Genomic DNA, 26,077 nt, shown 5'->3' with positions numbered 1-26,077 from the left:
GCTTTCATGGCCTCCAGCCGCGGGACGTATGCCAGAAGATTTTTGAACCCGGCATCCGGTCGACAGGCGACGCTTTCCGGTCGCCTGCGAACCCCGCGCGGCACCGCAGCCTCAGGTGAGCGGCTCGACCAGCACCGCCGTCCCATACGCCAGCACCTCGGTAACGCCTTCCGCCACGTCGTTGGCGTCATACCGCATCGCCACCACCGCATTGGCACCGTGCTGTCCCGCATGCTGCAGCATCAGCTCGAACGCTTCCTCGCGCGCCTTCTCGCACAACTCGGTATAAATCGAGATATTGCCGCCGACCAGCGTCTGCAGCGCCGCCCCCAGATTCCCGACGATGCTGCGCGACCGCACGGTAATCCCCCGCACGATACCCATCGGCCGCACGACGCGATAACCCGGCAGCTCGTTGCCGGTGGTGACCATATTCGGAGAAACGTGTGCCATGGATCGCTCCTTGGTGGTGGTGAAGCGCCGATGTTCCCATAGCCTCGGAGCCTCGGGATGTGCCACCTGACGAGGGCCGGATTTCTATGAAAGCAGGCGGAAAAGCTTTCAGCACACCGCGACCTGCAACACCCCGCTCCGCCCGGCCCCTCACCCCGACCCTCTCCCCGGAGGGGAGAGGGAGAAGTGCGGTGGTGGGGCATACAGGGGCGAAGAGCAAAAGCTGGCCTCGGTTCTTGAACGTCCTCTCGGCAACGGCACGTTGAAGCACGCGTTACGTAAACGCACTGCCGTTTCGTGTAGACCCAGGTTAATCAGGTTACCGCGGCCGCCCACCGCTCCTTCTAGTCGCGTCGCGAGCCTTTGCTCTGAGGCTATTTCTCTTTGGTTACTTTCTCTTTGAGCCAGCAAAGAGAAAGTGACTCGGGCGCCGGCAGGCGTCCGAAATGCCCGCTGCATAAGCGGCCCATTCGCGATAACGCGAAAACCAAGCGATACCGTTACTGGATCCCGGCCTACGCCGGGATGACGAGCCCCCTCATCACGATCCCCGCAGCAACGCGCGATACCCCTCCCGCGCATCCGGCCACCCAACCACAAACCCACTCCCCCGCAACCGCGCATTACTCAACCGCTTGCTGCCAACCCCCAGCGGCGCCCCCCCACCCGCCGGACACGGCGCCCCCATCAACCCTGCAAGGTGCTCATACAACACATGCATCGGCAACGGCGCATCGTCCACGCCGACATACACGCGCTCAGGCGCAGCCACACCCAGCAAATGCACGACCGCCCCCGCCGCATCATCCACATGAATGCGATTCGACCAATGCGGCGGATCCCGCGGCACCCGCGCCTCGCCCGCGCGCAAGCGTTCGAGCAACTGCATGCGCCCCGGCCCATAGATCCCCGCCAGGCGCAGGCTGATCGACGGCACGCTCTGCGCGGCGAGCCACCGCTCCGCTTCCAGCAACACGCGGCCATTGAAACCCGGCGGCGACGGCGGCGTCTCTTCGTCCACCCAGGCATCGCCATGCTCGCCATAGACCGCGCTGGAAGAAACAAACAGCACGCGTTCCAGCGGCGCGGCGGACAGCGCCCCGAGCAGACCCTTCAAGCCATCGACGAAGACCGCGCGATACGCGGCCTCCTCGCGCACCCCGGGCGTCGGCGCATACACCACCCGGGTGATCCCCTCCGGCAGCGCGCGCAGACTCTCCGGCTGCGTCAGATCGCCGCGCACCCAGCGCACACCATGCTCGCCGTCACGCACAGGTGAACGCCGCAGCGCCCATACCTCGTCGCCGCGCGCCAGCAGACGCTGCGCCACGCGCAGCCCAAGATCGCCGCATCCGGCCAGCAGCACCCGTCCGGTCATGCGTGGCCTGCTGTTAAAGTCGGCATATGAATCCCTCGTGCAACCTGTTCATGGTCGGTCCGACCGGCGCCGGCAAGACGTCGATCGGCCGGCGGCTGGCCGCGCATTATGGGCTGGAGTTCCTGGATCTCGACCAGGAAATCGAGCGCCATTGCGGCACCACCGTGAGCACCGTGTTCGAACTGGAAGGCGAGGCCGGCTTCCGCCGCCGCGAAAGCACCCTGCTGGAAGCGTGCAGCGCGCGCCGCGGCGTGCTGCTGGCCACCGGCGCCGGCGCCGTGCTGGACCCGGCCAACCGCCGGCTGCTGGCCGAGCGCGGCTACGTGCTGTGGCTGCAGGCCACGGTGGAGCAGCAGCTCGAACGCCTGGCCCGCGACCGCAGCCGCCCGCTGCTGGCCGGCGAGGACCGCCGCGCGAAGCTTGAATCCATGGCGGGCATCCGCACGCCGCTGTATGCCGATGTCGCCGACCTGGTGATCCCCGGCGAGCACGAACTCGTGCTCGCCGCCAGCGAACGCAGCATCGCCCTGATCGACCAGCACTGGCAGCGCCAGCAGGCCGCATGAGCATGAACCACCACACCTCTTCCCCGCGCAGCATCGACGTCGCCCTCGGCGAGCGCGCGTATCCCGTATGGATCGGCCCCGGCCTGCTCGGCGACCGCGCGCGCTGGCGCGCCATGCTGCGCGGCCGCCATGCGCTGGTGATCAGCAACACCACGGTGGCGCCGCTGTATCTGGAGCGCGTGGCCGCGGGGCTGGAAGGCCTGCAGTGGTCGGCCTTCCTGCTCGACGACGGCGAGGCGCACAAGACCTTCGACAACGTGGGCCGCGCACTGGACGCACTGGCCCGGCTGGGCGCCACCCGCGACGCCTGCGTGGTGGCGCTGGGCGGCGGCGTGGTCGGCGACCTCGCCGGCTTCAGCGCGGCCTGCTGGATGCGCGGCATCGACTTCATCCAGATGCCGACCACCCTGCTGGCCATGGTCGATTCCTCCGTCGGCGGCAAGACCGGCGTGAACCTGCCGGCCGGCAAGAACCTGGTCGGCGCCTTCCACCAGCCGCGCGCGGTGGTGGCCGACATCGACACCCTCGCCACCCTGCCGCAGCGCGAATACCGCGCCGGCCTGGCCGAGGTGGTGAAGGGCGCGGCGATCGGCGACCTGCCGTTCTTCGAGTGGCTGGAACAGCAGGCCGACGCACTGGCCGCGCGCGACACCGCACCGCTGGTCGAGGCGATCGCGCGCAAGGTGCAGTACAAGGCCGGCGTGGTGGCCCGCGACGAAACCGAGCAAGGCGAACGTGCATTGCTCAACCTGGGCCACACCTTCGGCCACGCGCTGGAAACCGCCGGCAAGTACACCGCCCTGCTGCATGGCGAAGGCGTGGCGGTCGGCATGCTGCTGGCCGCGCGCCTGTCCGAGCGGCTGGGCATGAGCGTCGCGGCGGATACCGCGCGCCTGCAGCGCCTGCTGGAACGGCTGGGCCTGCCCACCGCGATTCCCGCCGGCATGGACCCGCAGGCCCTGCTCGCCCTGATGCGCCTGGACAAGAAGAACACCGCCGGCACGCTGCGGCTGATCCTGTGGCGCGGCATCGGGCGGGCGGAGATCGTCGGCGGGGTGGACGAAGGCGAAGTACTGGCCACGCTGCGCGAGGCGACTTCGGCCTGAGGCCCGCCTTCTGGCTAGAATGCCCAACTCGCGGCCCACCGCCCCCTATCCACCATGCAGCCTTCCATGCGCCTCTACCTGCAAACCGCGCCCAGCTCCGGCGAAGCGCCCCGCTACGTCCAGATCGTGCTGGAGCAGGATCTGCTCGGCGGCTGGACGCTGTACCGCGAGACCGGCGTGCAGGGCGGCAAGGCCAGCCTCAAGCGCGAGCAATTCCTGGAGCGCGACGACGCCATCGCGGCGTTCGAGAAGGCGCGCGACGCGCAGCTCAAGCGCGGCTACCGCCTGATGTTCAGCCAGGGCATGGACGGCCCGTACGGACGTTGAAATGAGCGAACCCCTGAAGAACGACCGCTTCCTGCGCGCCCTGCGCCGCGAACCCACCGACACCACCCCGATCTGGGTGATGCGCCAGGCCGGCCGCTACCTGCCGGAATACCGCGCCACCCGCGCCCGCGCCGGCAGCTTCATGGCGCTGGCGCAGTCGCCGGAACTGGCCTGCGAAGTGACCCTGCAGCCGCTGGAGCGCTTCGACCTGGATGCGGCGATCCTGTTCTCCGACATCCTCACCATTCCCGACGCGATGGGCCTGGGGCTCAGCTTCGCGCAGGGCGAGGGTCCGCAGTTCGCGCATCCGGTGCGCACGCGGGCCGACGTCGACAAGCTCGGCGTGCCCGACATGGACGGCGAGCTGCGCTACGTGATGGATGCGGTGCGCACGATCCGCCGCGAGCTGCACGGCCGCGTGCCGCTGATCGGCTTCTCCGGCAGCCCCTGGACGCTGGCCTGCTACATGGTCGAAGGCGAAGGCTCGCGCGATTTCGCCACGCTCAAGGCCATGTGCTGGAACGAGCCGAAGCTCGCGCACCAGTTGCTCGACACGCTGGCCCGCTCGGTGGCCGCCTATCTCGCCGCGCAGGCCGCGGCCGGCGCGCAGGCGCTGATGGTGTTCGACACCTGGGGCGGCATGCTCGGCCCCGCGCCGTACCGCGAGTTCTCGCTGCGCTACATGGCCCAGGTGGTCGATGCGCTGAAGGCCGACGCGCATGCGCGCGAGCTGCCGGTGATCCTGTTCTCCAAGGGCGCCCACCGCCACCTGTCGGCGATGGCCGACACCGGCTGCGCCGCCCTGGGCGTGGACTGGACCATCGACCTGGCCGACGCCCGCGCCGCCGTCGGCGGCCGCGTGGCCCTGCAGGGCAACCTCGACCCCGCCGTGCTGCGTTCCAACCCCGAGACCATCCGCCGCGAGGCGCGCGCCGTGCTGGACAGCTTCGGCAACCACCCGGGCCATGTGTTCAACCTGGGGCATGGGATTACGCCGGAGGTGGATCCGGAGCGCGTGAAGGTGCTGGTGGATGAAGTGCATGCCTATGGCCGCGTAGTACGCGCCAGGGCCTGAAGACGTACCCCCTCTCCCCTGCGGGGAGAGGGCCGGGGTGAGGGGTCGGCCGGAGCGTAGAAGCGGGAGCAGCAAGCAAGCCTCGCCCTGTCGATCCTCCATCGCGAGCCCCGCCCCTCATCCCGCTGCCGCCACCTTCCTCGCTCCTCGGAGCCGGGCACATCCCTGTGCCCTCCCCTCGTACTCCCCGGCAGGGAGAAGGGTTCGCATCCGGACAGGTCCGCCCCAGCCTGTTTTTGGCAGCCCCCAGCCCCCACCCTTACAATCCAGGGTCTTTATCCCGTTTCCACCCACGCGCCCGCCCCGGCGCGCCATGACGAGCCCCCGATGGACAAGAGTTTCGAGCCCCGCCAGATCGAGTCGAAGTGGTATGCGCGCTGGGAAGCCAGCGGCGACTTCCAGCCTTCGGGACACGGCGAGCCGTACTGCATCCTGCTGCCGCCACCGAACGTCACCGGCACCCTGCACATGGGCCATGCGTTCCAGCAGACCGTGATGGACATGCTGATCCGCTACCAGCGCATGCGCGGCCTCAACACGCTGTGGCAAGTAGGCACCGACCACGCCGGCATCGCCACGCAGAAGATCGTGGAGAACCAGCTTGCCGCCGCCGGACAGACCCGCCACGACCTGGGCCGCGAGGCCTTCGTCGAGCGCGTGTGGCAGTGGAAGGAGGAATCCGGCTCCACCATCACCAACCAGATGCGCCGCCTGGGCGTCGCCGCCGACTGGTCGCGCGAGCGCTTCACCATGGACGAGGGGCTGTCGTCCGCGGTGCGCAAGGTGTTCGTGGAGTGGTTCCGCGCGGGGCTGATCTATCGCGGCAACCGCCTGGTGAACTGGGACCCGGCGCTGGGCACCGCCGTGTCGGACCTGGAAGTGAACAACGTGGAGCGCGACGGCCACCTGTGGTCGATCCGCTATTACACCGTGGACAACAGCGACAGCGTCGTCGTCGCCACCACGCGTCCGGAAACCATGCTCGGCGACGTCGCCGTGGCGGTGCATCCGGAAGACGAGCGCTACGCGCACCTGGTCGGCAAGATGCTGCGCCTGCCGCTGTCGAACCGCGAGATTCCGGTGATCGCCGACGACTACGTCGACCGCGAATTCGGCACCGGCTTCGTCAAGATCACGCCGGCGCACGACTTCAACGACTACGCCATCGGCCAGCGCCACAACCTGGCGCCGATCAACATCTTCACGCTGGACGCGAAGGTCAACGAGAACGCGCCGGAACAGTACCGCGGCCTCGACCGCTTCGAAGCGCGCAAGCGCGTGCTGGCCGACCTGGAAACCGAAGGCCTGCTGGTCGAAACCAAACCGCACAAGCTGCAGGTGCCGGTGAGCCAGCGCTCGGACGCGGTGATCGAGCCGATGCTCACCGACCAGTGGTTCGTCGACCTCACCAGCGACAACGGCCGCAAGGCGATCACCGAGCCGGCGCTGGACGCCGTGCGCTCGGGCGAGATCAAGTTCGTGCCGGAGAACTGGAGCACCACCTACACGCAGTGGCTGGAGAACATCCAGGACTGGTGCATCAGCCGCCAGCTGTGGTGGGGCCATCGCATTCCGGCGTGGTACGACGAGGCCGGCAACATCTTCGTGGGCGAGAACGAAGCCGACGCGCGCGCACATGCCGCGGTGCCGCCGGTCGGCGCGCTGCGCCAGGACGAGGACGTGCTCGATACCTGGTTCAGTTCCGCGCTGTGGCCGTTCTCCACGCTCGGCTGGCCGGCGGACGGCCCGGTGAAGAACGAGCGCGGCGAAGTGGTGGCCGACTGGCAGGCGGACAAGATCTTCCTGCCCAGCGCGGTGCTGGTCACCGGCTTCGACATCATCTTCTTCTGGGTCGCGCGCATGGTGATGGCGACCAAATACTTCACCGGCCAGGTGCCGTTCCGCGAGGTGTACATCAATGCCATCGTGCGCGACGCCGAAGGCCAGAAGATGTCCAAGTCCAAGGGCAATACGCTGGACCCGCTGGACCTGATCGACGGCATCGAGCTGGAGCCGCTGGTGGAGAAGTCCACCAAGTCGCTGCTGATTCCGCAGGTGCGCGAGAAAGTGGAAAAGCGCATCCGCAAGGATTACCCGGCCGGCATTCCCGCGATCGGCACCGACTCGCTGCGCTTCACCTTCGCCGCGCTGGCCAGCTACAGCCGCACCATCAATTTCGACATCAAGCGCGCCGAAGGCTACAAGGCGTTCTGCAACAAGCTGTGGAACGCCGCGCGCTTCGTGCTGATGAACGTGGAGAACGGCGCCATCGCCGCGGCCGGCACGCCGCCGGCGACGGAAGCGGAGCGCTGGATCCTCACGCGCCTCAAGCAAACGCTGGGCGACGTCGAACAGCACTTCCTTACCTACCGCTTCGACCTGCTCGCGCAGGAGCTGTACGAGTTCGTCTGGAACGAGTACTGCGACTGGTTCCTGGAACTGTCCAAGCCGGCGCTCAACGGCGACGACGCGGCCGCCGCCGCTTCCACCCGCCGCACCCTGCTGGTGGTGCTGGAGACGGTGCTGCGCGCGCTGCATCCGATCGTGCCGTTCATTACCGAGGAGATCTGGCAGTCGGTGGCGCCGCTGCTGGGCCTCACCGAGGCGGCCCTGCTGCGCCGGCCGTGGCCGAAGGCCGGCGACATCGCGGCCGACGAGGCGGCCACCGCCGAAGTCGAGTGGTTCAAGAACGTGCTGAGCGGCATCCGCCGCATCCGCTCGGAAATGAATATCGCGCCGGGCAAGACCATCCCGCTGCTGCTGGCCGACGGCGACGCCGCCGATCGCGCGCGCGCCGCGAAGTTCGCCGCGCAGATCGCCTTCCTGGCGCGCGTGGATGCGCCGCAGTGGATCGACGCCGGCGCGGACGAGCCGGCCGCCGCGGCCGCGGTGGTGGGTTCGATGCGCGTGCTGATTCCGCTGGCCGGACTGATCGACGTGGGCGCGGAGAAGACGCGCCTGGGCAAGGAGATCGGCCGTATCGAAGGCGAGATCAGGAAGTGCGAGGGCAAGCTGGGCAATGCCAACTTCGTGGCGAATGCGCCGGCGGACGTGGTGGCGCAGGAGCGTCAGCGCATTGCGGATTGGGGCACGCAGTTGAGTGCGTTGCGGGAGCAGTTGTTGAAGCTTGGCTAAGTGAACTCTTCTCCCCTTCGGGGAGAAGATGCCGGCAGGCAGATGAGGGGCGGGTGCTCGCGATAACGCTTCTACGGAGTGAGCAAAAGCTTTTTGGGCTTGTAATGACCCTCAGCTCAACGCTCCGCCCGGCCCCTCACCCCAACCCTCTCCCCGGAGGGGAGAGGGAGCAAGAAGCGCGTCAGGGCGCGGCGAAATCCAGCGCCATGACGATCGCGTCTTCCCTGCCCTGCTTCGCCGGGTAGTAATTCGGGCGGCGGCCGATCTCCTCGAAGCCGATCGAGCGGTACAAGGTCTGCGCCACCGGATTCGACGGGCGTACTTCCAGGAACACCCGCTCGGCGCCGTTCCAGCGCGCCACGTCCAGCAGGCGGCGCAGCAGGTGCCGGCCCAGGCCCAGGCCGCGGTGGTTCTGGCTGATGCACAGGTTGAGCACGTGGGCCTCGCCGGCGGCGACGGAGAGCACGCCGTAGCCGGCCATCTCGCCTTCCACCCATAGCACCCAGGCCGGATGCCCGGCTTTCAGGCAGTCGCCGAAGATGCCTTCGCTCCACGGGAAGTCGTAGGCAGCGCGTTCCAGCGCGGCGACGCCGGGCAGGTCTTCGCGGCGCATGGCGCGGACTTCGGCATGGGGCCGTGCGACCGCGACCATGGCCTCAGCCCGCGGTCTCGGCCAGGGCGCGGCGCAGGCTGCGCAGCGCCGTCCATAAGCGCCGCTTGCCGGCGCCGGAACCGTGCACCGCGCCGGGCTCGTCGGCCAGCACGATATGCGCCTGCTGCAGCATCGCCGCGGGCAATTCGCGGCCCAGCGCATGCGCCTGGGCCTCGCCGAACACCAGGTAGGCCTTGGCCAGCGGCACGGCGGCGAGGCGCCCGTCGCGCACCTCGATGCGCGCGGCACGGGCCAGCGCCGGGCCGAAGGCGGTCAGCGCGCGGCCGAGCAGGTCCAGCGCGCGCGGCTCGCAGCCGGCGGGCAGCAGCACCACGCAATGGCCGGCGGCGGTTTCCGCGGCGGGCGCATCATCCGTGGGCGTGGACGGCATCGACGGCGCGTCGCGCCGCACCCACGGGGTGACGCCCAGCGCGCGCAGCACGCGCGAACGATGCATGGAACCGGACGGCGCCATCGCGCTCATGCCGCTCCGCGGCGGCGGCGGGTGGCGCGGCCCCACAAGGTGAGGGCCGGGCCGGACAGCAGGTACAGGGTGAACACCACGAACAGCACGCGCGGCGGATCGACCAGGAACGGGATCAGGATCAGCACGCCCACGATGATCCACAGGAACGGCACGCGGTCGCGCTCGCCCATCGGCAGCGACTTGAAGCTGTAGTAGCGGAAGCGGCTGACCATCAGCAGGCCCACCAGCACCGCCATGAACGGGGTGAAGAAGCACAGCTCGTCGCCGCCCACGCCGAACTTGTCCATGCTCCACACGAAGGACATGCATACCGCGGCGGCGGCCGGGCTGGCCAGGCCCTGGAAATAGCGCTTGTCGGCCACGCCCACCTGGGTGTTGAAGCGGGCCAGGCGCAGCGCCGCGCAGGCGGCATAGATGAAGGCGGCGGCCCAGCCCAGCTTGCCCCACAGCGGGCCATAGGCTTTGAGCGTGGACAGCGACCAGGTGTACATCACCAGCGCGGGCGCCAGGCCGAAGCTGACCAGGTCGGACAGCGAGTCGTACTGCACGCCGAACTCGCTCTGCGTGCCGGTGAGGCGCGCCACGCGGCCGTCCATGCCGTCCAGCACGGCGGCCACGAACACCGCGATGGCCGCGTCGCTGTAGCTGCCGCCGATGCTGGCCACGATCGCGTAGAAGCCGGCGAACATGGCTCCCGTGGTGAACAGGTTGGGCAGCAGGTAGATGCCCCGGTGGCGCGGCGGGCGGACGGGCGTGGTCTCGCTCATGGATCAATCCGTGACGGAATGCGCGCAGTGTAAACCATCGCTTGAGTCCTATCCGTGCGGGTGCTAACAAGGGCGCCGAGCGTTTTTCCGCCCTGTCCCGCCTTCCAGTTTCCCCGGAGAAGACCATGCGTCGCCCGCTGATCGCCGCCGCCCTGCTGCTCGCCCCCCTGGCCTTCGCCCTGCCGGCCGCGGCCCAGCAGGTCTACAAATGGACCGACGCCAGCGGCTCCGTGCACTACTCCGACACCCCGCCGCCGAAGGGCGGCACGTCCAAGAAGATCACCCTGTCCGGCATTCCGCAGTCCTCGTCGTCCGCGCCGGCCCAGCCGGCCAAGGAAGGCAGCGGCCGCGAACAGACCACCGGCTCCGCCGAGGGGCCGGCCCAGGCGCCGGTGGCCGACACCCCGGAAAACCGCAAGAAGCTCTGCAGCACGCTCAAGGGCAACCTGGACATCCTGCGCGACAAGAAGCCGGTGGTGGTGCAGGAAGGCAACCAGGCCAAGGTGCTGGACGACGCGCAGCGCAAGCAGCAGCAGTCCACCGCCGAGGCGCAGTACAAGCAGTACTGCCCGAACGAGTAAGCCGCGCATCGATCGCCGCGACGTTGAACCCCTCTCCCCCTGGCGACCCGTAGGTAGTCCCTGTGGGAGAGAGGGGTTGGGGTGTGGGTGCGGGCGGAGCGCGAGATTGATGTGCACCGCTCCGCCCGCACCCTCATCCGGCTGCCGCCACCTTCTCCCGAAGGGAGAAGGGTTCGCCTTGGGAAGATCGAGGAAATCAGGCCAATCGGGAATCGCTATACTCGGCTTCTTTACCCGCCGGAACGCCCCCCGCATGCGCCTCAGCCAATACCACCTGGCCACCGTCAAGGAAGTGCCCGCCGACGCCGAGATCGCCAGCCATCAGCTGATGCTGCGCACCGGCATGATCCGCAAGCTCGCCGCCGGCCTGTACACCTGGGCGCCGCTGGGCCTGCGCGTGATGCGCAAGGTCGAGCAGGTGGTGCGCGAGGAAATGGACCGCGCCGGCGCGATCGAGCTGCTGATGCCGACCATCCAGCCGCGCGAGCTGTGGGAAGAAACCGGCCGCTGGCAGAAGTTCGGCGGCCAGCTGCTGAAGATCAAGGACCGCAAGGAGCAGGAGTTCTGCTACGCGCCCACCGCCGAAGAGGTGATCACCGACTTCGCGCGCAACGAGCTGAAGAGCTACAAGCAGCTGCCGGTCAACTTCTATCAGATCCAGACCAAGTTCCGCGACGAGATCCGCCCGCGCTTCGGCGTGATGCGCGCGCGCGAGTTCGTGATGAAGGACGCCTACTCCTTCCACCTCACGCAGGAATCCCTGGGCCAGACCTACCAGGCCATGTACGACGCCTACGCGCGCATCTTCACCCGCCTGGGCCTGAAGTTCCGCGCGGTGCAGGCCGACACCGGCGCCATCGGCGGCAATGCCAGCCACGAATTCCAGGTGCTGGCCGATTCCGGCGAGGATGCCCTGGTGTTCTCGGATGGTTCCGATTACGCAGCGAATATCGAGAAGGCCGAGGCGCTGGCGCCCGTCGCCGCGCGTCCGGCGCCTTCCGCCGAACTCAAGCGCGTGGACACGCCTGCGCAGAAGACCATCGACGAAGTGGCCGCCTTCCTCAAGGTCGAGCCCAGCCAGTGCGTCAAGACCATCCTGGTCCAGGGCAGCAAGGGCCTGGTCGCGCTGTGCGTGCGCGGCGACCACGAGGTCAACGAAGTGAAGGCCGGCAAGCTGGCCGAGATGCCGGGCGAATCGGTGCTGGCCACCGAGGCGGAGATTCTCGCCGTTACCGGCACCCGCCCCGGCTTTATCGGCCCGGCCGGCCTGCCGGCGGAGATCCCCGTGATCGTCGACCGCAGCGCCGCCGTGCTGGCGGACTTCGTCTGCGGCGGCAACCAGGACGGCACCCACTACACCGGCGCGAACTGGGAGCGCGATGCCCGCGTCACCCGTGTCGAAGACATCCGCAAGGTGGTCGACGGCGATCCTTCGCCGGACGGCAAGGGCAGCCTGCGCATGGGCCGCGGCATCGAGGTCGGCCATGTATTCCAGCTCGGCGGCAAGTACGCCGAAGCGCTCAAGGCCACCGTGCTGGACGAGAACGGCAAGGCCCAGGTGATGCTGATGGGCTGCTACGGCATCGGCATCAGCCGCATCGTGGCCGCCGCCATCGAGCAGTGCCACGACGAGGCCGGCATCATCTGGCCAGAAGCCATGGCGCCGTGGCGCGTGGCCGTGTGCATGATCAATCCCAAGGGCCTGCCCGAGGTCACCCAGGCCGCGGAGGCGCTGTACGCGCAGCTGCGGCAGCGCGGCATCGAGGTGCTGCTGGACGACCGCGGCCTGCGCCCCGGCGCGATGTTCGCCGACATGGAGCTGATCGGCATTCCGCACCGCGTGGTGGTCAGCGAGCGCGGCATCGCCGCCGGCACGCTGGAATACCGGGCGCGCCATGAGGCGGAAGCCCGGGCGATTAATACCGAGGAATTGTTCTCCCTGCTCGGCTGATTCTTTCCGGGTGAAGTGTGCGCAGAACGGCCGCCTTGTGCGGCCGTTCTCAATTTTGTGACGCGCAAGGCATGAAAAACGGCAGCCAAGCCAGGCCGTCCCGCCCAATTACGGGTTAATCATCCGCTTCCGAATTAGGAATCGGATGAATAATGCCCCGTTAAGCTGGCGCGAGTGCATTACCGGGGAATAACTCCGGTATTTTGCAATTCCCGAACGGATCATCCAGAATCCCCCGCGCAATACCGATTCGATCCATTGCACCTAAAACAACCATAATGCCGTTAATGGCTCATCACCCGGGAGTAGTCATGGCTGTCGATATCAAGAATCTCAACCATAACCAGCTCAACGACCTGATCGCCAAGGCGCAGTCGCGCCAGACCGAACTGCGCAAGGACAAGGTCGTCAAGCTGCGTGAAAAGATCCACGCCCTGATCAAGGCCGAAGGCTTCGCGTTCGACGACGTGTTCGGCCAGGGCCGCGCGGCCAAGGGCCCGCGCAAGAGCGGCGGCATCGTGCCGCCGAAGTACCGCAACCCGGCCGATCCGGAACAGACCTGGTCCGGCCGCGGCAAGCGTCCGCGCTGGTTCAACGACGCGCTGAAGGCGGGCAAGAAGGAAAAGGACCTGGCGATCTGATCGCCGCGCTCCGCGTAAAAGAAAACGCCGGCCTTGCGCCGGCGTTTTCTTTTCCATTCGCGTCATTCGAAGTGCATCGTTTATGCAACATGGAACATCTGCAACGCGTCACCGCATCCGGCATTAACCCGGCGCACCCGGCAGGTTAATCGCGGCGGCTACAGCGAACGCCGCGGCGCCACCAGCAGGTCGCCGAACAGCAAGCCGGCCACCAGCGAAATCAGCAGGGTCACCAGCAATACGCCGGTATCGAAACCCAGCACCGTATCGCGCTCCAGCAGATACGACACGCTGCGGAAACTTACGCTGCCGGGCACCAGCAGGATAATCCCCGGCTCGCGCACGACCGCGCCCGGCCGGTGCGCAAAGCGCGCATAAACATTGGACAGCGCGCCCAGCAGAAAGCCACCGAGAAACACGCCGAACGGCGCCGCCGGCAGATGCCCCGCGACCAGGCCGCCCCAGCGCGTGGACGCATAGCCCACCACCACCGCACCCATCACCACCAGCCAGTCGCGCCGCGCCGCGCGGAACGCCATGGCGAAGGCGATCGCGGCCACCAGCAGCGCGGGCAGCTCGGTCCAGGCGGGCAGCGGCGGCAAGGAGAAGTCGCGCGGATAGATACCGACCGCGGCACACAGCTGCGCGCCGGCCACGGTGCCGAAGGTCAGCTTGAGCAAGGTGGCGAGCGCGCCGCCCATCCTGGCCATGCCGGCCACCAGATGCTGGCTGGAGATCTCGCGCACCGCGGTGGTCAGCGCCATGCCGGGCATCAGCATGATCAGGCCGGCCAGGATCACCGACTTGATCGCCAGCGGCACCACCAGCGCGCTGACCAGGATCGCGAACACCGTGCCGACCAGCGCGCAGATCGCCTCGCTCGCCACCGCCAGGCGCGGGCGCGTGGCCGACAGCACGCTGATGGTGCCGATCATCAGGCCGATCACCGCGGTGGTCAGCAGGTCGGCCCAGGAGCTGTGCAGCAGCAGCGCGACGATGCTGGCGGCGGCGAGGCCATAGCTGGCGATCACGCCGGCCTGCGCGCGGCGCGTATCCGGCCGGCCCAGTTCGCGCAGCAGGCGGAAGCCTTCGCGCAATTCGATCTGGCCGGCGATCACCTGGTCGGCGATCAGGTCGGCCTGGCACAGGCGCGCGAGATTCACGTCGCCCGGCGGCAAGCGCATCACCTGGGTCACCTGGGCCACGCCGTCGTCGCCCTGCGCCTGGTCGGAGAAGGAAATGATGATGGCGGTCGGGCTGGACCACACTTCCGCCGCCAGCCCCAGCCGCGCCGCCGAACCGGCGATGGCCATTTCCAGGCGCGGCGCCGAGGTGCCGTACTGGTGCAGGCGCCGCGCCAGCTCCACCAGGAAGGCGATGCGCGTGTTCAGCGCCGCGGTGGCGAAGTTCAGCGTGGGCGCGGCGAAGCCGGCGGGCGAGGAAGGCGGGAAGCTCATGCCCGCATTCTCACCCGGAAGGCGTCGGCTTGAATACGTTTGGCCGTCCGAATGGCGGCCTCACGCGGCCGGCTTCACCTGCAGCGTATTGCCCTCCACCGCCACCACTTCCACGGTGGCGCCGGCCGGCAGGTCCGGTCCGCTCACCAGCCACAGGCCGTCGCCCACGCGTGCCTTGCCGCGGCCGTTGACGATGGCCTCGGCCAGCACGTACTGCCGGCCGATGTTCTGCTCGCCGCGGCGGTTGAGCCGCGACTCGCTCTGGTCGGTGCGCCGCATGCGCGGGCGCACCTGGTACCAGTAGATCGCGCAGGACAGAAAGGCCAGCACCACGAAGGCGATCGCCTGCGCCAGCATCGGCAGCGGCGCCACCAGCACCAGCAGGCCGGTGGCCGCCGCGCCGATGCCGATCCACAGCAGGAAATAGCCCGGCAGCAGCACCTCGGCGCCGATCAGCACCAGGGCGACGATCCACCACAGGTAATGCGTTGCGATATCCGGAAACATGGCCAACCCCCTTCGACGATGCGGCGCTTCAGACCGGCGGCGGCGTGCGGCGCACCGTGTTCTTCTCCTGCTGCTGGCCCAGCGACTCCTTGGCCAGCTCCGCGATGCCGGCCAGCGAGCCGATGATGCCGGTGGCTTCGACCGGCAGCAGCAGCATCTTCTGGTTCGGCGAATGCGCCATCTCCTTCAGCGCCTCCACGTACTTGTTGGCGACGAAGTAGTTCAGCGCATTGACGTCGCCGTTGGCGATCGCGTTGGAAACCAGCGTGGTCGCCTGCGCCTCGGCCTCGGCCAGGCGGATGCGCGCCTCGGCTTCGCGGAACGCGGCTTCCTTTTTGCCTTCCGCGGAAAGGATCGCCGACTGCTTCTCGCCCTCGGCCTTGAGGATCGCCGACTGGCGCAGGCCCTCGGCCTCCAGGATCTGCGCGCGCTTCTCGCGCTCGGCCTTCATCTGGCGCGCCATCGAATCGACCAGGTCGCGCGGCGGCGCGATGTCCTTGATCTCGATGCGGTTGACCTTGACTCCCCACGGATGGGTGGCCTCGTCGACCACGCGCAGCAGCTGCGCGTTGATCGCATCGCGCTGGCTCAGCGATTCGTCCAGATCCATCGAGCCCAGCACCGTGCGGATATTGGTCATGATCAGCGCCAGCGCAGCCTGTTCCAGATTGGACACTTCATAGGCTGCCTTGGCCGCGTCCAGCACCTGGTAGAACACCACGCCGTCCACGCGCACCACCGCGTTATCTTTGGTGATGACGTCCTGCGAGGGCACGTCGAGCACCTGCTCCATCATGTTCACCTTGCGGCCGACGCTGTACATGATGGGAATCAGGAAATGCAGGCCCGGCGTGAGCGTATGCGTGTACTTGCCGAACTGCTCCACCGTCCATTCGTAGCCCTGCGGCACGATGCGTACCAGCTTGGCGATCATGATGACCGCAACCACCACGACCACCAGCGCTAAAAGCGAACCCATGGCCCAACCTCCTGTCCGTGACGATGGCGCGGAGTATAGGGGAGGTCCAGGCAGGGGGCGGTTACGTTATGACGTCACTATGCGCGCGGGCCTCAGGCCAGCTTCAACGGCAACAACAAACTAACGCGCAGCCCGCCTTGCTCGCGATTGGCGAGGGTGATGCGCCCGCCATGCGCCTCGACGATTTCGCGCGCCAGGGCCAGCCCCAGGCCGGTGCCGGAACGCTTGGTGGAATAGAACGGCAGCAGCGCCTGCGCCAGCACGGTCTCGCTCATGCCGGGGCCGCGGTCGGCCACTTCGATGCGCACGTCGCGGCCGATCACCGTCAGCGACACGCTGACGCCGTCTTCGGCACTGCCGGATTCGTGCGCGTTCTTCACCAGGTTGATCAGCACCTGCTCGATCTGCGCCGCATCGAACCAGCCTTCCTGCTCGGGCAGGCTGCCCTCGACGCGGAACTTGCAGTGCAGGGCCAGGCTGTCCAGGAACGGCCGCCACGGAATCGACACCGGCTGCGGCGCCGGCAGCTTGGCGAAATTGGCATAGCCGGCGATAAAGCCATGCAGGTGCCGCGCGCGCTCGCCGATGGTGGCGAACACGCCGGGCAGGCGTTCGGTCTGGCCGCGGCGCGCCAGCTCGGCGCCGGAATGCGCCAGCGAGGAAATCGGCGCCAGCGAGTTGTTCAACTCGTGGCTGATCACGCGGATCACGCGCTTCCACGTCGCCACTTCCTGTCGCGACAGCTCGCGCGTCATGCGGCGGAACAGCTGCAGCCGGTGCGGGCGCCCCTGCAGGCGGAAGCTGCGCTGCGACAGATGGAACGTTTCTTCGCTGCCATCCATCTCCACCGTCAGCAGCGCGTCCTCGCCGCCTTCCACCGCGCGGCGCAGCGCATCGGGCGCATCGGCCAGCAGCTCGAGGAAATCCAGCCCGTGCAGCGTGCGCCCTTCGTTGAACAGATGGCGCGCGGCGATATTGGCGTAGGTGACGCGGCCGATGCTGTCGGTCAGCACCAGCGCCACCGGCGTGTTCTGCACCACCGTGTCCAGCAGCAGTTCGCGCTGGGCCAGGTTCTGGCGCTGCTCGCGCAGGGTCTGGCCCAGCGCGTTGTGCATGCGGATCAGGTCGCCGAGTTCGTCATGGCGCCGCGCCGCGATGGAGAAACTGAAATCGCCGTCGCGATAGCTGGCCACCGCGCCTTCCAGCGCGCGCAGCAGGCGGTTGAGCGGATGCATCACCCGTCCCGCCAGCCAGATCGACAGCGGAATCGCCACGCCCGCGCTCACCGCCAGCCCGCCCCACACGCCCAGGTGCGAAGGCGGCTGCACGGTCACGCCGAGATCGTGCTTCATCCACTGCAGCAGCTGCGGCAGCGGCCATTGGGTAATGCCGATATACAACAGCGCGCCCGACACATAGGCCAGGCCCAGCAGCAGCGCCAGGCGGGTCTGCAGGGTGTCGAGGCGCCGCAGCACTCAGCGGCCCTGGCCGGAACCCAGCGACCGTTCCTGCTTGCAGGCGGCGTTGGCGGAATCGCAGACCGATTGCGGGCCGCGACTGTTGCGCTGCGACGACCCTTCGACCTTGAAGCGCGACTCGCCGGGCTTGTCGTCCTTGAAACGGAAGGCGCTCTGGCCATCGCGCGTACCGGCGGCCGGGCTGCTGCCATAGGCCACGCTGGACGGCGGCGCCGGCCGCTGCCAGCTGTCGCTCGCCTGTGGCGCGGATTGCGCGTGCGCCGCGAAGGTTGCCGCGATGAAGCCCAACATCATCCATCGACGCATGCTCGTTCCCCAGGAGGCTCAGGATCGCGGCATCTTGATATGCGGCGGGTGCGGCGGGCAACCATCTTTAGGCATGGCCACGCTTCTGCCCCCTCTCCCCTCCGGGGAGAGGGTTGGGGTGAGGGGCCGGGCGGAGCAGTGAGCAGAAGGTCGCGAAAACCAAAAGCTTCTGTTCTCTTCGTAGAAGTGCTGTCGCGAGCACCCGCCCCTCATCTGCCTGCCGGCATCTTCTCCCCGGAGGGGAGAAGAGCTTCGTCTTCAGGTGCCCTGAGTCGCCAGGCCATACCGCTCCATCCGCCGATACAGCGCCTGCCGCGACAGCCCCAGCGCCTGCGCCGCTCGGCTCACCACGCCGTCGGCCTTGTCCAGTGCCGCCTCCACCGCTTCGCGGCTGGGCTCGTCCAGATTGCGGTTGGCGGCCGGTGCGGCCTGCGGCAGGTTGAGCAGTTCGGGCTGGATGCGGCCGTCGGCCGCGAGCAGTGCGGCGCGCTCGATCGCATTCTTCAGCTCACGCACATTGCCCGGCCACGGATAGCCGAGCAGCGCCTCGCGCGCGGCATCGGTGAGTTCCGCGCGGCCGTCCAGGAAATGCTCGGCCAGCGGCAGGATGTCGTCGACACGATCGGCCAGCGCCGGCAGGTTCACCTCGATCACGTTGAGGCGGTAGTAGAGATCTTCGCGGAAGGTGCCGGCGCGGATCATCGCCTTCAGGTCCGCGTTGGTGGCGCTGAGCACGCGCACCTTCACCTGGCGCGTGCGGCCGGAGCCCAAGCGTTCGAACTGCCCGGTCTCCAGCACGCGCAGCAGCTTCACCTGGCCGGACAGCGGCAGGTTGCCGATCTCGTCCAGGAACAAGGTGCCGCCGTCGGCCAGCTCGAAACGGCCTTCGCGCGCCTTGTTGGCGCCGGTATAGGCGCCGGCCTCGGCGCCGAACAGCTCGGCCTCGATCAGCTCGCCCGGCAAGGCGCCGCAGTTGACCGCCACGAAGGCACCGCGCTTCACCGCCGAGTTGGCATGCACGATCGCCGCGATGCGCTCCTTGCCCGCGCCATTGGGGCCGGTGATCAGCACCGGCACTTCCGAGCGGGCCACCTGGCAGGCCAGTTCCAGCGTGCGCGCCATTGCCTCGGAGGAGAACACCAGGCCGGTGAGGTCGTAGCGGCGCTCCAGGTCCTCGCGGCGGCGGCGGCGCTCGTTGCGGGCGCGGTTCACCTCGCGGGTGGATTCCGACAGCTCCAGCAGGTTCTCCACCGTGGCCAGCAGCTTGGCATCGTCCCAGGGCTTGGCCAGGTAATCCGCGGCGCCGGCCTTGACCAGCTCCACCGCGGTTTCCAGGTGGGTCCAGGCGGTGAGCAGGATCACCGGCAGGTCGGTGTGGCGCTGGCGCAGGGCGCGGAACAGCGCGATGCCTTCCTCGCCGGAGGTGGTGTCCGCCGTGAAGTTCATGTCCTGGATGACCACGTCGATGCGTTCGCGCTCGAGCAGCTCCAGGCCCTGCTCCGGCGTCAGCGCGGTCAGCGGGCGGATTTCGTGCAGGGACAGCGCCAGCGAGAGCGCCTCCCCCACGGCGGGGTTGTCGTCGATGATCAGGACGGTACGCATGTGGCTCTTGGGCATGCCGGAACAGATGCATCCTGCCGGCAAAACGTTGTAATGACCATTGGCCTATTCAGCCGTCAAGGCGCCGCGGTGGGGTGGGCCGGCGCCTTGCCGGACTTCACCGCGGCGATCCAGGCGTCGGTGCGGGCCTCCAGCACGTCCAGCGGCAGCGCGCCGCCGCCCAGGATCTGGTCGTGGAAGGCGCGGATGTCGAAGCGCTCGCCCAGTTCCTTCCTGGCCCGCTCGCGCAGCTCCAGGATCTTCAGCTGGCCCATCTTGTAGCCCAGCGCCTGGCCCGGCCAGGTGATGTAGCGGTCGGTTTCGGCCTGGATGTCCGGCTCGTCCTGGCTGGAATGGGCGTGGAAGAAATCCACCATCTGCTGGCGCGTCCAGTGCTTGTAGTGCACGCCGGTATCCAGCACCAGGCGGTCGGCGCGCAGCAGTTCGTCGGACAGGCGGCCGTAGTCGGAGAGCGGGTCCTGGTAGAAGCCGATGTCCTTGCCCAGCCGCTCGGCGTACAGCGCCCAGCCTTCCACGTACGCGTTGTAGCCGGCCTGCTGGCGGAACGGCGGCAGCTTGGGCAGCGCCTGCGCGATCGAGATCTGCATGTGATGGCCGGGAATCGCCTCGTGATACGCGGTCGATTCGATGGTCAGCGTGGTGCGGTCGGCGAAGTCGCCGGTGTTCACGTAGACCTGGCCGGGACGCGAACCGTCCGGCGTGCCCTGGTGGTATTCGGCGCCGGGGGCTTCCTTCTCGCGGTACTGCTCCACCGCCATCACCTGCACCTTCGTCTTCGGCAGCAGGCCGAACAGCTTGGGCAGTTCCGGCTGCATCTGCGCGATAAAGCCGCGATAGCGGTTGAGGATGTCCTCGCGCGACGTCGGATGCAGCTTGGCGTCATGCTTCAGCGCCTCGCGGAAGCTGGCCAGGTCCTTATAGCCCTGCCCCTTGGCGATCGCCGTCATCTCCTCCTCGATGCGCTTCACCTCGGCCAGGCCGATCTCGTGGATGCGCTGCGGGGTCTCCCTGGTGGTGGTCATCTGCTCCACGTCGAAGCGGTAGATCGCCTCGCCATTGGCCAACTGCCACACGCCCGGCTCGGTGCGCCCGTGCGGTGCATAGTCCTTGGCCACGAACTCGCCGAGCTTGCGGTAGGCCGGGCGCACTTCGTTGTCGATGGCGGCGACGATGGCGTCGTGCAGGCGCTTCCGGTCGGCGGCGGATACCGTCTTGGGGAAATGCTTCAGCGGCTCGGCGAAGGAGTTTTCCTCACCCGCCGGCTTGGCGATGCTGTCGATCTGCCCGACCACTTTTTCCAGCAGATAGCGCGGCGGCATCATGCCGTCCTGCAAACCCCGGCGCGCCACCTCGGTCACCTGCGCCAGCACGCGCGGCACGGCGTGCAGGCGCGCGAGATAGTCCTCGTACTGCCTGGCGTTGTCGAACGGAATGGAGCTGACGAAGCCCGGCAGCTGCAGGTGCATGCCGTTCATCTGGTCCAGCGGCATCTCGTTGAGCTTCAGGTCGTAGCTCTGCAGCCCGTCGCGCAGCTGGCGCACCATCAGCTGCAGATTGAGCTTGTCCTCGTCGGAGAAGCCGGTGGTGTCGATCGCCTCGAAGCGCTTGAGGAAATCCGCATTGACCTTGCGCTCGGCCGCCTGGTGCGCCAGCGAGAGATCGCTCCAGCGATCGTTGTAGCGCAGGTCGCCCAGGATGGTGGCGAACTCCGGCGCGTTCTGCAGCGAGTGCTGCCACTGTTCGGCCAGCAGCTTGTTGAGCGCATCCACCCGGGCGGTAACGCTGGCGGGCGTGGCGGCGGCCACCGGCGCGGCCACGGTCACCGAGCCCAGCAGGCTCGCGCAGATCATCCAGGACACCAGCTTCATGCAAACCCCTCAGGCGGCAAAGCGATCCACGCACTGTAGCCGGTTGCGACCAGCGTGGCAGCTCTCGCCAGCCAGCTCACGCCGCGCTTATCGCGGGATAACCGCAAGTTCCGTCAGAGGCGGGGGACGGCCGCACGCTCCGCACAGTGCCGTACCGGCTGCCCGATGCGACGGCAAAGGTGCCCTTCCCGCCTCATGGTCCGGACAGTCCCGGCCTATGCCTGTCTGTTGGGGCCGATCCCATCGAGGCATCACCCTGATGACCAGACCCATCCCGATCTCCATGGCTGCACGGGCCGCCGGTGCGGCGGCCCTGCTGGCGGCCTCGCCTTGTTTTGCGTCGCTGCAGCCGGCGAAAGACGCGCCCTTGGCGCTGAAGTACACAGCATCCTGCCGTGTCCATGCCGACCTCAGCGAAGACTGCACCAGTACATCGCACTACGACATCCTGACCGCGGCGGGCCGGGACGCGCTCTCGCAGGTCAGCCTGCCCTCGTTGGACAACCAGACGATGTCCGGCCTCCAGGCCTATGTGATCAAGCGCAATGGCACGCGCGTCCGCCTGCCGGACAGCCAGATCGTCAGGAAATCCGGCACCGGCTCCGATCAGGGCATCGACAACAGCACGAACACGATCCTGCTGTTCCAGGGCCTGGAAGTAGGCGACGCCATCGAATACAGCACCAGGGACGTCAGCAAGGCATCGAAGGGCGCGGCCGATTTCTACCGAGCCATAAGCCTCCAGCCTGCGGCTCTGCGCTATGAGAGCTTCCATCTCCAATACAGCGCGGACAGGCCGATCATCTGGCGCGGCGAAGAACTGGAAGCCTTCAACGTAAAGCCTTCGGAAGACGGCAGGAAGGTCACCATCGACCTGGCCAAGCCGCGTTATTTCAACACCGTGAACGAAGACGGCTTCATCATGCGCAGGTTCCCGCGCATCGAGCTCGCCTTCAGCGACAAGCTCGATGATCACTACGGCAAGCTGGTCGGCATCTACAACAAGATCCTGTCCGCGCCGTTGCCGCCTCAGGCGGCCAAGGAGGTGGAGCGGCTCAAGCACAAGCCGCAACAGGAACAGGTCCAGTCCCTGATCCGGTTTCTCGGCACGCACTATCGCTACCTGGCCGATTACCGCCTCGACAGCCGCGGCCTCATACCGCTGGACCTGGCGCAGATAGAAAAGAACGGCTACGGCGACTGCAAGGACCTCGCGATGCTGCTGGCAGCCATGCTGCGCGGCCTGGACATGGCCGCGGAACCCGCCTTCGTGGTGCGGGGCGACTATGCGCCTGCCCTGCGGATACCCGGCATAGGCGCTCCCGATCATGCCATCGTGCGCGCGGTCGTCGACGGCAAGACCTGGTGGATCGATGCCACCCATCCGGTGCTGCTGCCCGGCTACACGCCGGCGGATCTGCAGGATCGCTGGGCCATCGTGGCCGGCAAAGACGGCAAGCCACGGCTGGATACCATCCCCCTCGCCGAAGCCGCCGTGGCGGAGGACACCACTCAGCAGAACCGCTTCCATCCCGACGGAACGTCGGACACGGATGCCAGCGGCCTGTTCGACGGCGCGAAGCTCCTCACGATGATGCTGCTCGAGCACAACCAGGGCGCGAATGCGCTCGACCGGGCTCTCTGCGCAGGCAATGAGGATTGCAGCGTGACACGGCCCGCCATGGATCAGATGAAGGCGCCCTACGCGGTGAAGATCCATTCCCCGGGACAACCCGCGTCCGCACGGCATGAAGGAAAGTACGCGGGCAACCTGGGCGACTACTTCAACCTCGACCTCGAAGAGCTGAAAAATTATCGCCGGACGGGTGGCATGGGCGACTTCAACATCGGTGTCCCCATGGTCCGCCAGATGTCGATCAAGATCAGCGGCATCGCACTCAGCCGGCCCATGAAGACCTGCCACGTGCGTTCCCGCTGGTTCGACTATGACGCCGAGGCCCGGCGGGAAGCCGACGGCATGCCGGCCTACCGGACTCGCTCCGTCGAAAAAGTGTCCTGGATCAGCCATGCCGAACTGGTGAGCGATGAATTCGGCAAATTCCTGAAGGAGGCCGAGGCTTGCTTCGAAGGCCTCACCTATTCCTACACCACCGCTCCCGCCGCATCGCGGGCCGGCAAATAGTCAATCCGAAGAGCCTGCCTCGCGCAGGCTCTTCGCTTTTTTCCTCAGCCCGACCGCGTCGCCACCACCGGCGGCACCGCCGCCGCGCGCAGGGCCGGGCCCAGCACCGCGATCTGGCCCAGTGTCCACAGCGCGGCTGCGCCGATCGGCAGGTAACGCAGCGGCAGGTGCGGCAGTTCGTAGAACTTCATCAGCGCCAGGTTGAGCCCGAAGGCCATGACCATGCCCAAGCCGATGCCGCCGCTGACGATCAGGAAGTTCTCGGTCTGGAAGTAGCGCAGGATGTCGCCGCGGGTGGCGCCGATCGCGCGGCGGATGCCGATCTGCTTGCGCCGCTGCTGCACCCAGAAACTGGCCAGGCCGACGATGCCCAGCGCGGTGACCAGCAGCAGGGCGACGATCACGCCGACCAGCATGAAGGCCATGATGCGGTCCTGCTGGAAGAACTGCGCGCGCAGGTCGCCTATGGTCTGCGAACCTTCCTGGTCGAGCACCGTGTCCGGCGCCACCTTGGCGACCAGCGCGCGCGCATCGCGCAGCACGCGGTCGATGTCCGCCGGCGGCGCCTTGATCAGATAGCTGCCGGCCAGGCTCGGCCCCGGCTGCGCCGGCACGAAGGCCGACCAGCCCGGCGCGCTGCGCCCGGCCCAGTCCGGCGCGGGCGTGGCCAGGTGGTCGACGATGCCGACCACGCGGTACGACCACTTGTCCACCCAGATCACCTTGCCCAGCGGATCGGCGCCCGGCCACAGGTGCTCGGCCAGTTCGCGCGCCATCAGCACCGGCGCGGAGCTGGGAAACACCCCGGTGAACGGCTGGTAGTCGTCCGCCTGCAGGGCGCGGCCGGCCACCAGCTTCAGGCCCATCGCCTCCGCGCTGCCGGGGCCGCCGAGGTACAGCTCGATCACGCCGCCGAACTGCTTGCCTTCCGGGTCGGTGGTGATGCCGACGCGGCCGCGGTGCTCGCCGAACGGAATCGAGTTGAGCACGCTGGCCGACTGCACGCCGGGAATCGTGCGCAGTCCGGCCAGCATGCGCGCGTTGACGTCGCTGGCCTGCTTCTCGTCGAAGCCGCTGATCTGCAGCGTGGCCAATGACGCCTCTTCCACGCCGCTGTTCACCCGCATCGCGTCCATGCGGTTGGCGATCAGGAAGCAGGCGTTGCACAGCACCGCGCAGGCCAGCGCGATCTCCAGCGCGATCAGCAAGGTGGCGAGGCGGTGCTTGCGCAGCGCGGCCAGGATGGGTTGGATCTCCATGCGCACCTCAGAGCGTCTTCAGTTGGAGGCCGGGCGCCACCCGGCTCGCCCGCAGCGCCGGCAGGAGGCCGGCCAGCAGGCTGGTGGCGATCGCCAGCGCGAAGGTCAGCGCGAACATGCGCGCATCCAGATGCACCATGTCGGCGAACGCCACCGGCTGCCGCCGCACCAGGCTCAGGCCCAGCAAGGTGAGCAAGAGGCCGCCCAGGCCGCCGATCAGGCCGATCATCCCGGCCTCCACCAGGCACTGCTGGAAGATCGCGCCGCGGCTCGCGCCCAGCGCGCGGCGCACGCCGATCTCGCCGCCGCGGCGCAGGAACTTCGCCAGCAGCAGGCCGATGGTGTTGAACAGGCAGATCGCCAGGAAGCCGAACGCCAGCCAGGCCTGCAGGCGCACGTCGCTGGGCACCACGCCCTGGTAATCCAGCCATTCGACCAGGTTGCGCAGCCGCGTGTTCTGCGGCCGGGCGATGCGCCCCAGCGCCTGCTGCTGGGCCGCGTAACCGTCGAGGAAACGGCGGAACGAGGCGACCTTGGCGGGGCTGTCCAGCTGCACCCACACGGCCAGCCACACGCAGGGCGCGTTCTGCAGATGCCCCGGCGATGGCGGCAGCTGCCAGCAGCTGTACTGGTAGAAGTTGCCGTCGTTGATCTCCAGCGCGCTGCTGAAGGGAGTGAACACGTCCTGCGGCCTGCCGTAGTAGTCCGCGGTCTTGCCGCCGGAGAAGCGCCCGCCGGCGATGTTGTAGAAGCGCGGCGACGGCCGCCACGGCGCCAGCACGCCGACGATGCGCACGTCGGTCTCGCGCAGGCGCAAGGTGCGCCCGACGCTGTTGGCGCCGCCGAACAGCTTGTCGTTGAGATCGCTGGAGATGATCGCCACCCGCGAGCGCGCCGCGTCGTCCTCCGCGCGCCAGGGGCCGCCGTAGCGGAACGGCACGTCGAACATGGCGAAGAAATCCGCGGTGGTCGACAGCATCGACGGCATCAGCGGCGGCAAGGTGGTGTCGGGCGCGCGCAGTTTCACCGGGCTGTCCACGATGATGGTCTGGCGGTCGGCCTGGTGGGCGCTCCACAGGTCCATGGCCGACTGGTAGGTCATCACGTCCATCGGCTCGGTCTGTTTTTCCGGCAGCGGGTTGTCGTCCACCTGCGCGTAGAACAGCTTGTCGCTGCGCCCCGGCAGCGGATCGCCGGACAGCAGGTGCATCACCGTCAGCGTGGTCATGCTGGCGCCGATGCCGACGGCGATCGCCAGCACCATCAGCGCGGTCAGCACCTTGTTGCGCTTGAGGCTGCGCAGGGCAAGGTCGAGGTAGTAAGCGAACATCCTTCTCTCCT

Annotated in this window: 23 protein-coding genes; 9 read left to right on the top strand and 14 right to left on the bottom strand. The window is 67.9% G+C overall.

From position 1 onward, the window contains the following. Nucleotides 1-111: 111 nt before the first annotated feature. Together ISN75_RS04265 and ISN75_RS04260 are read right to left on the bottom strand one after the other, a co-directional pair. On the bottom strand, nt 112-453 hold the full coding sequence (locus ISN75_RS04265; protein WP_167252314.1) for a YbjQ family protein: 342 nt from the start codon (nt 451-453) through the stop codon (nt 112-114). A gap of 541 nt (nt 454-994) precedes the next feature. Beyond that, nucleotides 995-1,831: an SDR family oxidoreductase gene (locus ISN75_RS04260; protein WP_343819324.1), complete on the bottom strand. Its 837-nt coding sequence runs from the start codon at nt 1,829-1,831 to the stop codon at nt 995-997. Between the two features lie 26 nt (nt 1,832-1,857). Here ISN75_RS04260 and ISN75_RS04255 point away from each other — a divergent pair, with 26 nt between their 5' ends. The 5 genes from ISN75_RS04255 to ISN75_RS04235 all read left to right on the top strand — a co-directional run bounded on the left by ISN75_RS04255 (nt 1,858) and on the right by ISN75_RS04235 (nt 8,040). Then, a complete protein-coding gene (locus ISN75_RS04255) occupies nt 1,858-2,397 on the top strand; it encodes a shikimate kinase (RefSeq protein WP_343819325.1) in 540 nt (179 codons plus the stop codon). Next, nucleotides 2,394-3,503: a 3-dehydroquinate synthase gene (gene aroB / locus ISN75_RS04250; protein WP_246866714.1), complete on the top strand. Its 1,110-nt coding sequence runs from the start codon at nt 2,394-2,396 to the stop codon at nt 3,501-3,503. The genes ISN75_RS04255 and aroB overlap by 4 nt, the downstream gene beginning before the upstream one ends. A 66-nt stretch (nt 3,504-3,569) precedes the next feature. After that, nucleotides 3,570-3,830, top strand: coding sequence for a WGR domain-containing protein (locus ISN75_RS04245; protein ID WP_167252317.1), 261 nt, complete (start codon nt 3,570-3,572; stop codon nt 3,828-3,830). Between the two features lies 1 nt (nt 3,831). Continuing rightward, entirely contained in the window at nt 3,832-4,905 is a 1,074-nt protein-coding gene (gene hemE, locus ISN75_RS04240) for a uroporphyrinogen decarboxylase (protein WP_343819326.1), read from the top strand. Nucleotides 4,906-5,232: 327 nt separating this feature from the next. Further along, entirely contained in the window at nt 5,233-8,040 is a 2,808-nt protein-coding gene (locus ISN75_RS04235; protein ID WP_343819327.1) for a valine--tRNA ligase, read from the top strand. 181 nt (nt 8,041-8,221) lie between these two features. Here ISN75_RS04235 and rimI read toward each other — a convergent pair whose 3' ends face one another. From rimI to ISN75_RS04220, 3 genes are read right to left on the bottom strand one after another with little or no spacing between them, the layout of a single operon-like run. After that, nucleotides 8,222-8,692, bottom strand: coding sequence for a ribosomal protein S18-alanine N-acetyltransferase (rimI, locus tag ISN75_RS04230; protein ID WP_167252320.1), 471 nt, complete (start codon nt 8,690-8,692; stop codon nt 8,222-8,224). Nucleotides 8,693-8,696: 4 nt separating this feature from the next. Further along, the gene (locus ISN75_RS04225) at nt 8,697-9,176 is read right to left on the bottom strand and encodes a hypothetical protein (RefSeq protein ID WP_167252321.1); all 480 of its coding nucleotides are present in this window, start codon (nt 9,174-9,176) and stop codon (nt 8,697-8,699) included. Beyond that, the gene (locus ISN75_RS04220; RefSeq protein WP_167252322.1) at nt 9,173-9,946 is read right to left on the bottom strand and encodes a CDP-alcohol phosphatidyltransferase family protein; all 774 of its coding nucleotides are present in this window, start codon (nt 9,944-9,946) and stop codon (nt 9,173-9,175) included. Before ISN75_RS04220 ends, ISN75_RS04225 begins: the two co-directional genes overlap by 4 nt. 125 nt (nt 9,947-10,071) lie before the next feature. Here ISN75_RS04220 and ISN75_RS04215 point away from each other — a divergent pair, with 125 nt between their 5' ends. The 3 genes from ISN75_RS04215 to ISN75_RS04205 all read left to right on the top strand — a co-directional run bounded on the left by ISN75_RS04215 (nt 10,072) and on the right by ISN75_RS04205 (nt 13,119). Continuing rightward, nucleotides 10,072-10,527 (top strand): DUF4124 domain-containing protein, encoded by a 456-nt coding sequence (locus tag ISN75_RS04215; protein ID WP_167252323.1) that lies wholly within the window; start codon nt 10,072-10,074, stop codon nt 10,525-10,527. A 253-nt stretch (nt 10,528-10,780) separates the two neighbouring features. Next, complete coding sequence (locus ISN75_RS04210; RefSeq protein WP_343819328.1) at nt 10,781-12,478, top strand: proline--tRNA ligase; 1,698 nt, start codon at nt 10,781-10,783, stop codon at nt 12,476-12,478. 311 nt (nt 12,479-12,789) lie between these two features. Then, nucleotides 12,790-13,119: an H-NS family nucleoid-associated regulatory protein gene (locus ISN75_RS04205; protein WP_167252325.1), complete on the top strand. Its 330-nt coding sequence runs from the start codon at nt 12,790-12,792 to the stop codon at nt 13,117-13,119. Between the two features lie 158 nt (nt 13,120-13,277). On the opposite strand, the gene ISN75_RS04200 is transcribed toward ISN75_RS04205, so the two are convergent. The 7 genes from ISN75_RS04200 to ISN75_RS04170 form a co-directional block, all read right to left on the bottom strand. Next, the gene (locus ISN75_RS04200; protein ID WP_167252326.1) at nt 13,278-14,576 is read right to left on the bottom strand and encodes a threonine/serine ThrE exporter family protein; all 1,299 of its coding nucleotides are present in this window, start codon (nt 14,574-14,576) and stop codon (nt 13,278-13,280) included. A 60-nt stretch (nt 14,577-14,636) separates the two neighbouring features. Next, nucleotides 14,637-15,083: an NfeD family protein gene (locus ISN75_RS04195; RefSeq protein ID WP_167252327.1), complete on the bottom strand. Its 447-nt coding sequence runs from the start codon at nt 15,081-15,083 to the stop codon at nt 14,637-14,639. A gap of 28 nt (nt 15,084-15,111) precedes the next feature. Beyond that, complete coding sequence (locus ISN75_RS04190) at nt 15,112-16,062, bottom strand: SPFH domain-containing protein (RefSeq protein WP_168648146.1); 951 nt, start codon at nt 16,060-16,062, stop codon at nt 15,112-15,114. 92 nt (nt 16,063-16,154) lie between these two features. Then, a complete protein-coding gene (locus tag ISN75_RS04185) occupies nt 16,155-17,537 on the bottom strand; it encodes an ATP-binding protein (protein ID WP_167252329.1) in 1,383 nt (460 codons plus the stop codon). Then, a complete protein-coding gene (locus ISN75_RS04180; RefSeq protein WP_343819329.1) occupies nt 17,538-17,846 on the bottom strand; it encodes a hypothetical protein in 309 nt (102 codons plus the stop codon). It abuts the gene before it with no gap. A 258-nt stretch (nt 17,847-18,104) separates the two neighbouring features. Further along, complete coding sequence (locus ISN75_RS04175; protein WP_167252331.1) at nt 18,105-19,448, bottom strand: sigma-54-dependent transcriptional regulator; 1,344 nt, start codon at nt 19,446-19,448, stop codon at nt 18,105-18,107. A gap of 74 nt (nt 19,449-19,522) precedes the next feature. Further along, nucleotides 19,523-21,334, bottom strand: a complete 1,812-nt coding sequence (locus ISN75_RS04170; protein ID WP_343819330.1) for a DUF885 domain-containing protein — start codon at nt 21,332-21,334, stop codon at nt 19,523-19,525. 259 nt (nt 21,335-21,593) lie between these two features. Between ISN75_RS04170 and ISN75_RS04165 the strand changes: the two genes are divergently transcribed. Then, a complete protein-coding gene (locus tag ISN75_RS04165) occupies nt 21,594-23,477 on the top strand; it encodes a DUF3857 domain-containing protein (RefSeq protein WP_343819331.1) in 1,884 nt (627 codons plus the stop codon). Between the two features lie 44 nt (nt 23,478-23,521). Here the strand turns inward: ISN75_RS04165 and ISN75_RS04160 are convergent, their stop codons facing one another. Further along, entirely contained in the window at nt 23,522-24,736 is a 1,215-nt protein-coding gene (locus tag ISN75_RS04160) for an ABC transporter permease (RefSeq protein WP_343819332.1), read from the bottom strand. 7 nt (nt 24,737-24,743) lie between these two features. After that, entirely contained in the window at nt 24,744-26,066 is a 1,323-nt protein-coding gene (locus ISN75_RS04155; protein WP_167252335.1) for an ABC transporter permease, read from the bottom strand. Nucleotides 26,067-26,077 lie beyond the last annotated feature (11 nt).

Source organism: Dyella marensis (assembly GCF_049532885.1).
Classification (GTDB): domain Bacteria; phylum Pseudomonadota; class Gammaproteobacteria; order Xanthomonadales; family Rhodanobacteraceae; genus Dyella_D; species Dyella_D marensis.
The sequence above is the reverse complement of the archived record's forward strand: the minus strand, read 5'-3'. Positions and strand labels throughout refer to the sequence as shown.

Excerpts from the sequence above, each read along its gene's own strand:
- rimI (WP_167252320.1), bottom strand. The coding sequence starts at position 8,692 with ATGGTCGCGGTCGCACGGCCCCATGCCGAAGTCCGCGCCATGCGCCGC.
- aroB (WP_246866714.1), top strand. The coding sequence starts at position 2,394 with ATGAGCATGAACCACCACACCTCTTCCCCGCGCAGCATCGACGTCGCC.
- ISN75_RS04215 (WP_167252323.1), top strand. The coding sequence starts at position 10,072 with ATGCGTCGCCCGCTGATCGCCGCCGCCCTGCTGCTCGCCCCCCTGGCC.
- ISN75_RS04210 (WP_343819328.1), top strand. The coding sequence starts at position 10,781 with ATGCGCCTCAGCCAATACCACCTGGCCACCGTCAAGGAAGTGCCCGCC.
- ISN75_RS04265 (WP_167252314.1), bottom strand. The coding sequence starts at position 453 with ATGGCACACGTTTCTCCGAATATGGTCACCACCGGCAACGAGCTGCCG.
- ISN75_RS04195 (WP_167252327.1), bottom strand. The coding sequence starts at position 15,083 with ATGTTTCCGGATATCGCAACGCATTACCTGTGGTGGATCGTCGCCCTG.
- ISN75_RS04170 (WP_343819330.1), bottom strand. The coding sequence starts at position 21,334 with ATGAAGCTGGTGTCCTGGATGATCTGCGCGAGCCTGCTGGGCTCGGTG.
- ISN75_RS04235 (WP_343819327.1), top strand. The coding sequence starts at position 5,233 with ATGGACAAGAGTTTCGAGCCCCGCCAGATCGAGTCGAAGTGGTATGCG.
- ISN75_RS04165 (WP_343819331.1), top strand. The coding sequence starts at position 21,594 with ATGACCAGACCCATCCCGATCTCCATGGCTGCACGGGCCGCCGGTGCG.
- ISN75_RS04180 (WP_343819329.1), bottom strand. The coding sequence starts at position 17,846 with ATGCGTCGATGGATGATGTTGGGCTTCATCGCGGCAACCTTCGCGGCG.
- ISN75_RS04225 (WP_167252321.1), bottom strand. The coding sequence starts at position 9,176 with ATGAGCGCGATGGCGCCGTCCGGTTCCATGCATCGTTCGCGCGTGCTG.
- ISN75_RS04205 (WP_167252325.1), top strand. The coding sequence starts at position 12,790 with ATGGCTGTCGATATCAAGAATCTCAACCATAACCAGCTCAACGACCTG.
- hemE (WP_343819326.1), top strand. The coding sequence starts at position 3,832 with ATGAGCGAACCCCTGAAGAACGACCGCTTCCTGCGCGCCCTGCGCCGC.
- ISN75_RS04255 (WP_343819325.1), top strand. The coding sequence starts at position 1,858 with ATGAATCCCTCGTGCAACCTGTTCATGGTCGGTCCGACCGGCGCCGGC.
- ISN75_RS04190 (WP_168648146.1), bottom strand. The coding sequence starts at position 16,062 with ATGGGTTCGCTTTTAGCGCTGGTGGTCGTGGTGGTTGCGGTCATCATG.
- ISN75_RS04200 (WP_167252326.1), bottom strand. The coding sequence starts at position 14,576 with ATGAGCTTCCCGCCTTCCTCGCCCGCCGGCTTCGCCGCGCCCACGCTG.
- ISN75_RS04245 (WP_167252317.1), top strand. The coding sequence starts at position 3,570 with ATGCGCCTCTACCTGCAAACCGCGCCCAGCTCCGGCGAAGCGCCCCGC.
- ISN75_RS04175 (WP_167252331.1), bottom strand. The coding sequence starts at position 19,448 with ATGCGTACCGTCCTGATCATCGACGACAACCCCGCCGTGGGGGAGGCG.
- ISN75_RS04160 (WP_343819332.1), bottom strand. The coding sequence starts at position 24,736 with ATGGAGATCCAACCCATCCTGGCCGCGCTGCGCAAGCACCGCCTCGCC.
- ISN75_RS04260 (WP_343819324.1), bottom strand. The coding sequence starts at position 1,831 with ATGACCGGACGGGTGCTGCTGGCCGGATGCGGCGATCTTGGGCTGCGC.
- ISN75_RS04155 (WP_167252335.1), bottom strand. The coding sequence starts at position 26,066 with ATGTTCGCTTACTACCTCGACCTTGCCCTGCGCAGCCTCAAGCGCAAC.
- ISN75_RS04220 (WP_167252322.1), bottom strand. The coding sequence starts at position 9,946 with ATGAGCGAGACCACGCCCGTCCGCCCGCCGCGCCACCGGGGCATCTAC.